The 10650-nt window shown below is 70.8% G+C and carries 10 protein-coding genes; 3 read left to right on the plus strand and 7 right to left on the minus strand.

Going from position 1 to position 10650, the window contains the following annotated elements:
- Positions 1–539, minus strand: a 539-nt coding sequence (locus tag QZ433_RS13295; RefSeq protein ID WP_295784360.1) for an AIR synthase related protein, incomplete at its 3' end; no start/stop codon positions are given.
- Between the two features lie 25 nt (positions 540–564).
- On the opposite strand from QZ433_RS13295, the gene QZ433_RS13300 reads away from it, so the two are divergent.
- Positions 565–1056, plus strand: coding sequence for a DUF3515 family protein (locus QZ433_RS13300; RefSeq protein ID WP_295784362.1), 492 nt, complete (start codon positions 565–567; stop codon positions 1054–1056).
- A 63-nt stretch (positions 1057–1119) separates the two neighbouring features.
- Here the strand turns inward: QZ433_RS13300 and QZ433_RS13305 are convergent, their stop codons facing one another.
- The 6 genes from QZ433_RS13305 to leuC all read right to left on the minus strand — a co-directional run bounded on the left by QZ433_RS13305 (position 1120) and on the right by leuC (position 7523).
- Positions 1120–2205: a D-alanine--D-alanine ligase family protein gene (locus QZ433_RS13305; RefSeq protein ID WP_295784364.1), complete on the minus strand. Its 1086-nt coding sequence runs from the start codon at positions 2203–2205 to the stop codon at positions 1120–1122.
- Positions 2105–3247: an NAD(P)H-dependent glycerol-3-phosphate dehydrogenase gene (locus QZ433_RS13310; protein WP_295784366.1), complete on the minus strand. Its 1143-nt coding sequence runs from the start codon at positions 3245–3247 to the stop codon at positions 2105–2107. Before QZ433_RS13310 ends, QZ433_RS13305 begins: the two co-directional genes overlap by 101 nt.
- The gene (locus tag QZ433_RS13315) at positions 3237–3977 is read right to left on the minus strand and encodes a lysophospholipid acyltransferase family protein (RefSeq protein WP_295784368.1); all 741 of its coding nucleotides are present in this window, start codon (positions 3975–3977) and stop codon (positions 3237–3239) included. Before QZ433_RS13315 ends, QZ433_RS13310 begins: the two co-directional genes overlap by 11 nt.
- Positions 3978–3982: 5 nt before the next feature.
- Positions 3983–5356, minus strand: a complete 1374-nt coding sequence (murA, locus tag QZ433_RS13320) for a UDP-N-acetylglucosamine 1-carboxyvinyltransferase (RefSeq protein ID WP_295784370.1) — start codon at positions 5354–5356, stop codon at positions 3983–3985.
- A gap of 63 nt (positions 5357–5419) precedes the next feature.
- On the minus strand, positions 5420–6040 hold the full coding sequence (gene leuD, locus QZ433_RS13325; protein ID WP_295784371.1) for a 3-isopropylmalate dehydratase small subunit: 621 nt from the start codon (positions 6038–6040) through the stop codon (positions 5420–5422).
- Between the two features lies 1 nt (position 6041).
- Positions 6042–7523, minus strand: a complete 1482-nt coding sequence (leuC, locus tag QZ433_RS13330; protein WP_295784373.1) for a 3-isopropylmalate dehydratase large subunit — start codon at positions 7521–7523, stop codon at positions 6042–6044.
- A 275-nt stretch (positions 7524–7798) separates the two neighbouring features.
- Here leuC and QZ433_RS13335 point away from each other — a divergent pair, with 275 nt between their 5' ends.
- The gene (locus tag QZ433_RS13335) at positions 7799–9109 is read left to right on the plus strand and encodes a PLP-dependent transferase (protein WP_295784375.1); all 1311 of its coding nucleotides are present in this window, start codon (positions 7799–7801) and stop codon (positions 9107–9109) included.
- Entirely contained in the window at positions 9106–10419 is a 1314-nt protein-coding gene (locus QZ433_RS13340; protein ID WP_295784378.1) for an LLM class flavin-dependent oxidoreductase, read from the plus strand. The genes QZ433_RS13335 and QZ433_RS13340 overlap by 4 nt, the downstream gene beginning before the upstream one ends.
- Positions 10420–10650 lie beyond the last annotated feature (231 nt).

Consider the following 10650-nt stretch of genomic DNA (forward strand, 5'->3'; position numbering starts at 1 on the left):
ACGGCCAGCCCGCGCGCCGCCTCACCGAGCTCGCCGATGACGTACACGCCGTCGCCGACCCGTGCCCCCGAACGCCGGACGGGATCGCGCCCGTCCAGGCTGCCGAGCGCCGTCACCGCGATCGTGAGCGTGTCCGAGACCGTCAGGTCGCCGCCCTCGACCGCGCAGCCGCGGGCCAGCTCCGCGCACGCGGCGGCCAGACCGTCGGCAAAACCGCGGACGAACGACACGGGTGTGGCATCCGGCATCGCCAGCGCGACCAGCAGGGCGATCGGGCGCGCGCCCATCGCCGCCACGTCGGCCAGGTTGACCGCCGCCGCCTTGAAACCCAGGTCGAACGGCGACGACCACGCCAACCGGAAGTCCGGACCGTGAACGAGCGTGTCGGTCGTGGCGACCACCCGACCGTCGGGAACCGCCAGCACGGCGGCGTCGTCGCCCGGTCCCACCGGAGCGGTCGAGGCGGGGAGGCGGTCCAGGATGCCGCGCAGGATCTGCCCCTCGGACAGCTCCCCCACGGTGGTCTCGGCGTCTGTCACCCTCCCACGCTATTAGCCTGGAAGGGTGTCCCGCTCCCTCCGCCCCCTCGCGCTGCTCGCCGCCCTCGCCCTGCTGCCGGGTCTGGCCGCGTGCAGCACCACGGTCGCGATGCAGCCCGCGAAGGACGCCAACGACCCCGCCTGCGCCGAAGTGATCTCGCGCCTGCCGAAGTCGATCTCGGGTCAGGAGCGGCGCTGGACCGACGCGCAGTCCACCGGCGCCTGGGGCGACCCGGCCGCCATCCTGCTGACCTGCGGACTCGAGACCCCGGGGCCCTCGACGCTGCCCTGCCGCTCGTTCGACGGCGTGGACTGGCTGGTCGACGAGTCGCAGGCGGCCGACAATCGCTACACGCTCACGACGTTCGGCCGCAGCCCCGCCTTGCAGATCTTCCTCGACTACGAGTCCGCGAGCAGCGCCGACGTCGCCCAGGCCATCGGCCCGCTCGTGCGCGACTACCTGCCCGCGACGGGCGCGGTCTGCACCTCGGCCGCCGACGCGACGCCCGCGCCCTGACGTCCCGGCCCCGCCGGTCCGTCCACTGCGCGGTCGCCCGCGGGCAGAGAGGCACGGGCCGGGTCAGGCCCGCTCGAGCGCGGCCTCCAGCAGGTCGCTGATGAGGTCGGGGTAGGACAGACCCGAGGCGATCCAGCAGGTCGGGAACATCGAGATCGGGGTGAACCCGGGCATCGTGTTGACCTCGTTCACGTAGAACTCGGTCCCCGTGTAGAAGAAGTCCACGCGCGCCAGGCCCTGGCCGCCGATGGCCTCGAAGGCCTGCGCGGCGATCCGCTGCATCTCGGCGAGCTCCCCGTCGCGCAGGTCCGCCGGGCAGACCAGCTCCACGCCGGGTGCGTCGAGGTACTTGGCCTCGAAGTCGTAGAACTCCCGACCCGTGACGACGATCTCGCCGGCGACGCTGACGCGGACGGGCCCGCCGTCGCGGCCGGGCAGCACGCCGCACTCCACCTCGCGGCCGACGATGGCCTTCTCGACCAGCACCAGGCCGTCCTCGGCGAAGGCGGTGTCGAGGGCGGCATCCAGGTCCTCCCAGCGCGACACCTTGGTCACGCCGACGCTGGAGCCCGCCTCGTTCGGCTTCACGAAGACCGGCAGGTCGAGGGCGCGGATGCGACGCTCCCACAGACCGCGGTCGCGCTCCAGGTCGGCGCGGGTCACGGCGACCCACGGCACCACGGGCACGTTCGCCGAGCGCAGCACGCGCTTGGTGACGTTCTTGTTCATGCCGATGGCCGACATGAGCACGCCGCCTCCGGCGTACGGGATGCCGAGCAGCTCGAGCAGTCCCTGGACCGTGCCGTCCTCGCCGAAGCGGCCGTGCAGGATCGGCAGCACGACGTCGACGTCGCCGAGGGAGCGCTCGCCGGCGGCATCCGACACCGTCCACTCACGCGACAGCGTCGAGTCGGGCAGGCGCACACGCGTGCCGTTGTCGACCACTTCGGGCAGCGCCTCGGGGCGCAGCGCGAACTTGTCGGGGTCGTCGTCCTCGAGGACGAAGGCGCCGTCGCGGGTGATGCCGACGGGGATCACCCGGTAGCGGTCACGATCGATCGCGCGCAGCACCCCGCCCGCCGTGGCGGAACTGATCGAGTGCTCGCTGGAGCGCCCGCCGAAGAGCACCACCACCACCGGTCTGGTCATTCTGCGTCCTCTCGCCCTGCGGCTGGTCGTCGTCTGTCGTCAGGTGCGGCGCGATGTCGCGCGGGTCCATGGTGCCGTCGAGCACCATCTTCACCTGCTGCACGATGGGCATGTCCACGCCGACCTGCTTCGCGAGCTGCAGGACGGGCGCGACGGATGCCAGACCCTCGGCGGTCTGCTGCATCTGCGTCACCACGTCCTGGAAGCCGTACCCCTGCCCCAGCAGGCGCCCGGCGGTGTTGTTGCGGCTGAGCGGCGACTGGCACGTCGCGATCAGGTCGCCCAGGCCCGCCAGGCCCTGCAGCGTCTCGGGCTGCGCGCCCTGCGCGACGGCGAAGTCGGTCATCTCGACCAGGCCCCGCGTGATGATCGAGGCCTTGGTGTTCTCGCCGTAGCCCACGCCGTCCACGATGCCGATCGCGACAGCGATGAGGTTCTTCAGCACCCCGCCGAACTCGGTGCCGATCACGTCGGTGTTCACGAACGAGCGGAAGTATCTGTTGCGCGCGCGGCGCGCCACCGCCTCGGCGGTCTCGGGGCTCAGCGAACTGATCACGGCCGCCGTGGGCTGTTCACGGGCGATCTCGAGGGCGAGATTGGGTCCGGATGCCACGGCGATCCGCGCCGGATCGCACTCGAGCACCTGCTCGATGACCTGGCTCATGCGAAGGCCCGACGACTTCTCGACGCCCTTCATCAGCGACACCAGCGGCACGTCGGTGTCTTCGACGTAGGGGCGGATCGCCGCGAGATTCTCGCGCAGCGACTGACTGGGCACCGACAGGTAGATCTGCTCGGCGCCGCGCAGCGCCTCGGCGAGGTCGGTCGTGGCCGTCATCGAGCGCGGCAGGTTGATGCCGGGCAGATAGCGGCTGTTCCGTTTGGACTCGGTGATCTCGGCGGCGAGCTCGGGTCGGCGCGCCCACATGACGACCGTCGCCCCGCCGTCGGCGAGGATCTTGCCGAACGTCGTGCCCCAGCTGCCGGCTCCGACGACCGCGACCTTGGGTCCCGCGACGGGCTGGACGTTCCTACGACTCAAGGCGACCCGTCTCGTTCTGCCCGTGCTGCGACGGGTTCCAGCGCTCCGCGGGGGCCGGAAGACCCCGGATGCCGGACAGCATCGACGTGATCCGATTCATCATCTCGTCGGTCGCCCTCGTCAGCGTCGCGGGCTGCGTCGGCGCGTCGGCGTAGGCCGAGAGGTCCATCGCCGGTCCGATCTCGACGATCACGTGCGCGCGGCGGGGGAACCTCAGCTTGCCGTAGCGCGGCAGGATCTGCTGGACGCCCCACTGCGCCATCGGGATGAGGGGCAGATCGCCGGCGAGGGCCAGGCGCACGGCCCCGGTCTTGCCCCGCATGGGCCACAGGTCGGGGTCGCGGGTGAGCGTGCCCTCGGCGTAGACGATCACGCCGCGGCCGTCGCGGGCGATCTGCTCGGCCGCCTTCATGGACTGGTTCGCGCTCGTGGACGTGCGCGGCACCGGGACCATTCCGGTCGCCTTCAGCGCCGCGCCCAGCACGGGGACCTTGAACAGGCTCTCTTTCGCCATGAAGCGCGGCGCGCGGCCCAGCCGCCAGACGGCGACCGCGACGATCACCGGGTCGAACTCCGAGTTGTGGTTGGGGGCGAGTACGTACGCCCCCTCGCGGGGGAGGTTCTCCGCCCCGCGGATCTCGATGCGCGCGAACAGCCCCGTGACGGGCACGATGATCGCCGCGAGCGGCCAGAAGGCGCTCGGCCGGCTCTTCTCAGGCGAGGCGGCCACGACGATCAGCCGACGACGTCGAAGTCGGCGTGCACGGCCGTCAGCTTCTCGAGGAACTTCTCGTAGCCGCGACGGATGATGCCGATGTTGCGGACCGTCGACTCGCCCTCGGCCGCGAGGGCCGCGATGACGTAGCTGTACCCGCCGCGCAGGTCGGGCACCTCGACGTCGGCGCCGTGCAGCGGCGTCGGGCCATTGATGACGGCGGCCTGCTCGAGGTCGCGACGCGGCACGCGGCGGTCGGCGCTGGCGAGACCCTTGGGGTGCACGACGATGTCGGCGCCCATCTTGTTCAGCGCGGCGGTGAAGCCGAGGCGGTTCTCGTAGACCGTCTCGTGGACCGTCGAGGTTCCGGGTGCCTGGGTGAGCGCCACGATGAGGGGCTGCTGCCAGTCGGTCATGAAGCCCGGGTGCACGTCGGTCTCGACCATGACGGGCTTGAGCTCGTCGCCACGGCGGAACAGGATGCCGTCCTCTCGGACGTCGAACCAGCCGCCGGCCTTGCGGAAGACGTTCAGGAAGGTCAGCATGTCCTGCTGGCGTGCGCCCTTGGCGAAGATCTCGCCGTCGGTGGCCAGCGCCGCACACGCCCAGGAGGCGGCCTCGTTGCGGTCGAAGATCGCGCGGTGGTCGTAGCCGACGAGCTTGTCGACGCCCTCGATGAAGATGACGCGGTTGGGCTCGTACGAGATGATCGCGCCCATCTTCTGCAGAACGGCGATGAGATCCATGATCTCGGGCTCGATCGCGGCGTTGCGCAGCTCGGTGACGCCCTTCGCACGCACGGCCGTGAGCAGCACCTGCTCGGTGGCGCCCACGCTCGGGTAAGGCAGCGTGATGTTGGCGCCGTGCAGCCCGTTGGGCGCGGTGATGCGGATGCCCTCGTAGCTCTTGTCGACGACGGCGCCGAAGGCGCGCAGTGCGTCCATGTGGAAGTTGATCGGGCGGTCGCCGATGCGGCATCCACCGAGATCGGGAATGAGGGCCTCGCCGAGCAGGTGCAGCAGCGGTCCGCAGAACAGGATCGGGATGCGCGAGGCTCCGGCGTGCGCGTCGATCTCTTCGAAGTGCGCGGCGACGGCGCCCGAGGGGTCGAGGTGGAACGTGCCCTCCTCGTCACCCTCGGTCACCGTGACGCCGTGCACCTCGAGGAGCGAGCGGACCACCTTGACGTCGCTGATCATGGGGACGTCGCGGAGCGTGCTGGTCGTCTCGCCCAGCAGGGCCGCCACCATCGCCTTGGTCACGAGGTTCTTCGCACCCTTGACCTCGACGGTTCCCCGCAGGGGCCGACCGCCGCGGATGGTCAGGGTCTCGGCCGCCTCCCAGTCCGGCTGTCCCGGGGTCTGGTCTCCGGAATCGGTGATGAGTGTGCTCATAGGGGGGTGGACCTCACTTCGTGGACGAGGGGCGGCAGAACGACCCGATCGGGTCGATCGGGCTCAGCGGACCGGAAGGGTCCGGGGCCGCCATGCCTCGCGGCGCGCCTCGAACTGCGTGATCTTGTCTTCGTCACGCAGCGTGAGCCCGATGTCGTCGAGCCCTTCGAGAAGCCGCCACCTAGTGTAATCGTCGATCTCGAACGACACCTGGAGGCGGTGCCCTGAGCCTGTCGAAGGGTCGCCCACCGTGGCGGTCTTCGCGGTGAGGTCGACGGTCATCTCGATGCCGGGCTGCGCCTCGAGCACGGCCCAGATCTTCTCGACGTCGTCCTCGGAGATCACGCCGGTGACCAGGCCCTGCTTTCCCGCATTGCCGCGGAAGATATCGGCGAATTTGGGGCTCAGCACCACCTGGAATCCGTAGTCGCGCAGCGCCCACACCGCGTGCTCGCGGCTGGATCCCGTACCGAAGTCGGGACCGGCGACCAGGACGGATGCCGACCGGTAGGCGTCCTGGTTGAGGATGAACTCCGGGTCCTGTCGCCAGTTGGCGAACAGGGCGTCGTCGAAGCCGGTCTTGGTGACGCGCTTGAGGTAGACGGCCGGGATGATCTGGTCGGTGTCGACGGCCGAGCGCTTCAGCGGCGCGGCGATCCCGGTGTGGGTGGTGAACTTCTGCATGTCAGGCCTCCGCCCCGGTCGAAACGGTCTCGCTGGGCACGGGGCCCAGGTCGGCGGGGCTCGAGAGCGTCCCGCGCACAGCGGTGGCGGCGGCCACCAGCGGCGACACGAGGTGGGTGCGACCGCCCTTGCCCTGGCGTCCCTCGAAGTTGCGGTTCGAGGTCGAGGCGCAACGCTCGCCCGGGGCCAGCTGGTCGGGGTTCATGCCCAGGCACATCGAGCATCCGGCGAAACGCCACTCGGCGCCGAAGGCCTCGAACACCTTGTCGAGCCCCTCGGCCTCGGCCTCGAGGCGCACGCGCGCCGAACCGGGCACGACCATGACGCGGACGTTCTCGGCCTTGGTGCGGCCCTGGATGACGCTGGCGAAGGCCCGCAGGTCCTCGATGCGGCTGTTCGTGCACGAGCCCATGAAGACGGCATCCACCGGGATGTCCTTCATCGGCGTCCCGGCGGCGAGATCCATGTACTCGAGCGCACGCTCGGCGGCGGCGCGCTCGTTGGGGTCGGCGATGTCGGCGGGCGTGGGGACGACGTCGCTCAGCGAGACGCCCTGGCCGGGGTTGGTCCCCCACGTGACGAACGGCTCGAGCTCGGCGGCGTCGAGGAACACCTCGGCGTCGTAGACGGCGCCCTCATCGCTGGGCAGGGTACGCCAGTAGGCGACCGCGTCGTCCCAGTCCTGCCCCTGCGGGGCGTGGGGCTTGTCCTTGACGTAGGCGAAGGTCGTCTCGTCGGGGGCGATCATGCCGGCGCGGGCGCCGGCCTCGATCGACATGTTGCACATCGTCATGCGCCCCTCCATCGAGAGGGAGCGGATCGCGCTGCCGCGGAACTCGAGCACGTAGCCCTGGCCGCCGTTCGCGCCGATCTTGGCGATGATGGCGAGGATGATGTCCTTCGCCGTCACACCGGGCTTCAGCTCGCCCTCGACCGTGATGGCCATCGTCTTGAAGGGCTTCAGCGGCAGGGTCTGCGTCGCCAGGACGTGCTCGACCTCGCTCGTGCCGATGCCGAAGGCCATCGCGCCGAATGCGCCGTGCGTCGAGGTGTGGCTGTCGCCGCAGACCACCGTGATGCCGGGCATGGTGAGGCCGAGCTGCGGGCCGACGACGTGGACGATCCCCTGCTCCTTGTCGCCGAGCGAGTGGATGCGCACGCCGAACTCGTCGGCGTTGCGTCGCAGCGTCTCGATCTGCGTGCGGCTGGTCAGATCCGCGATCGGCTTGTCGATGTTCAGCGTCGGGGTGTTGTGATCCTCGGTCGCGATCGTCAGGTCGAGGCGGCGCACGGGGCGCCCCTCGGCGCGCAGACCGTCGAAGGCCTGCGGGCTCGTGACCTCGTGCACGAGGTGCAGGTCGATGTAGATCAGGTCGGGCTGACCGTTCTCTCCCTTGACCACCAGGTGGTCGTCCCAGACCTTCTCGGCCAGGGTGCGGGGGCGATCCGGAATCCGGATGCCGTCGATCGATGGGGTGCTCATGTCTGGCGTTTCTCCTCGGAAGGGGGTGTGAGGCCCGCGACGAACTCCGCGACGAGAAAGGCCTAGAACAAGGTCTCGTCGCGGCCGCTAAGGAGGAGGCGAGCGATCCGCACCCGGTCACGATACCACCGGCCGCCGTGCCCCTCCTCGCGTAACACGGCGCCGCACACGTCGCGGCGGCGGGCGCGACCGTGCGAACCTGTCCCGACCCGAACACCCCCGGATGCCGTCCCCGCCGCGCGGTCGCGTCCGACGCCGCAGGAAGGAGCGCGCCCGTGACCACGAGCGACGACACCGGATTCTCGACCCGGCAGGTGCACGCCGGCTCCGCCACCGCCCCCGCGACGCCGCGGGCCACCCCCATCTACCTCACCGCCGGGTTCACCTTCAGCGATCTGGACGAATCGGCCGCGCACTTCGGCACGGGCGCCGGGTTCGGCTACAGCCGGACGGGAAACCCCACCGTGCACGCCGTCGAAGAGCGCCTCGCCTCTCTCGAGGGCGGTGATCAGGCGGTGCTGGTGTCGAGCGGACAGGCGGCCGTCACGGTCGCCCTGCTGTCCCTCGCGGGCGCGGGCGACCACGTCGTGGTGTCGGAGCACATCTACGAGGGCACACGCGGTCTGCTGCTGGACAACCTGGCCCGACTCGGCATCGACACGACCTTCGTCGACGTCTCGGACCACGATGCCGTCCGCACCGCCCTCACCCCGCGGACCAAGGCGCTGTTCGCCGAGACGCTCTCGAACGCGCGCAACGACGTGCTCGACGTCGCGGCCATCGCCGCGATCGGCGCCGAGCGCGGCATCCCGCTCGTCGTCGACAGCACCTTCACCACGCCCTACCTGCTGCGCCCGCTCGAGCACGGCGCCGCGATCGTGGTGCACTCGGCGAGCAAGTTCCTGGCCGGGCAGGGGGCGGTGCTCGGCGGCGTCATCGTCGACGACGGACGCTTCGACGCCGCGGCATCCGGTCATCTCTTCCCCCATCTCGTGCAGACCGATCGCCTGGGCGGCGCCAGCTACGCCGAGAAGCACGGGCGCCGCGCGCGGGGCGCCTACATCCGCGAGAGCGTCGCTCCGCGCTTCGGCCCCTCGCCCTCGCCGCTGAACGCGTTCCTGATCGGTCAGGGCATCGAGACCCTGAGCCTGCGCGTCGAACGGCAGTCGCAGAACGCGCTCGCCGTCGCGACGTGGCTCGAGCAGCGCCCCGAGGTCGAGCGGGTCGATTACGTCGGGCTGCCCTCGCACCCCCACCACACGTTGGGCCAGCGTTACCTGCGTCGCGGCAGCGGCTCGGTGTTCACGGTGACGCTGCGGGGCGGCCTCGAGGCCGCCCGCCACGTCGTGCAGTCGGTCCGGCTCATCACGCACATGACCCACCTCGGCGACGTCCGCTCGCTCATCCTGCACCCGCAGAGCACCTCGCACGCAGCCCGGTCGGTGGCCGAACGCGAGCACGCGGGCGTGTACCCGGGCACGATCCGCCTGTCGATCGGCATCGAGGACATCGACGACATCCTCGCCGATCTCGACCAGGCGCTCGTGGGCGTCCCCGTCGCCGAGCGCGAGACGGTCGTGCTGTGAGCCGCCTGCAGCACTTCGGCTGGTTCCTCGCGCGCGGCTTCGGCCCGCACGGCTGGGGGCACCCGTACCTGCGGTGGAACCACCGCTGGACCGAGCCGGGGCTGTATCAGGACTCCGCCCGCACCCTCGAGCAGGCCGGGTTCGACCTGCTGATCATCGAGGACGCCCCGTCGCTGGGCAGTGCCGAGACGATCGACCTGCGCGTGCGCCACGCCTTCGGGGGCCCCAAGCACGACCCGCTGCTGCTCGCGCCATACCTCTTCGCCGCCACGCGACACCTCGGCGTCGTGCCCACGGTCAACCCCGCGGCGTACCTGCCGTACACGGCCGCCCGGCAGTTCGCGACCCTCCAGCACCTCAGCGGCCACCGGTTGGGCCTCAACGTCGTCACCGACACCGGCAGCGCCCGCCACTTCTCGACCGCGGCGCAGCTCGGGCACGACGCGGCGTACGACCGTGCCGAGGAGTGGCTCGACGGCATCCGTCAGCTCTGGCGCAGCTGGGGCGAGGGAGCGCTCGTCGTCGACGAGGAATCGGGGGTCTACGCCGACGGGACGAAAATGGATGCCACGCCCCACCGCGGCGAATACTTCGGCTTCGACGGGCCGCTGAACGCCATCCCCTTCACCGACGGCGAGCCGGCGATCGTGTCGCCCGGGGGCTCCGGACGCGGACTGTCGTTCGCGGGGCACAACTCCGACGTGCAGCTGGCCCTCGCACCCCTCGACGAGCAGAGCATCCGCGCCTACCGCGGGCGCATCCACGCCGCCGCTGAGGCCGCCGGGCGCGCCGCCGACGACATCAAGATCCTCTTCGCGATCCAACCCGTCCTCGTGTCATCGCCCGACGAGGCGGACCGCCTGGTCGCGGCATCCGCCCACCCCGACGACGACGCGCTCATCGCCATCGCGCGCAAGCAGTCGAGCGACCTCGAGACCGACCTGACCGCGCTCGATCTGGACGCCCCGCTGGACCGCGGCATCTTCGGCGAGCACGTGTCGGAGGGCAGCATCCGCCGTCTGGTCGGCGCGCACGACGCCGACGCGCCCCTGCGCACCCTGCTGGCCGCACACGCCCGCCTCGGGCGCCTGAACGACGGTTCGGGCTTCGTGGGCACCGCCGACGAGTTCGCCGACCGCATCGAGGAGCTCGGCGAGTGGGGCAACGACGGCGTACTGCTGTGGGGCGACCTGCACCCGGTCACCGTCCACCGATTGCTCGACGACCTGGTTCCGATCCTGCGCCGTCGCGGCATCCTGCGCGAGGAATACGTGGAAGGGGGCCTGCAGGCCAACCTGCGCGCATTCTGAGGGGATGCCGCCTGCGTTGCGGGCACCCTCGTCCCACTTCTCGCTGTCTCCGCCTCGCTCGACCGACCAGAAATGGGACACACACCCCCAGAAGGGGGACGAGGGTGCGGCACGGTCCCGCGGAGACCATGTCCCACTTTTGGCCGCCACACGCTTCCTCAGACGACCAGAAGTGGGACACACAGCCCCAAAAGGGGGACGAGGGTGCGGCACGCTCCCGCGCAGACCATG

Origin of the sequence: uncultured Microbacterium sp., from assembly GCF_913776565.1 — a bacterium.
GTDB lineage: Bacteria > Actinomycetota > Actinomycetes > Actinomycetales > Microbacteriaceae > Microbacterium.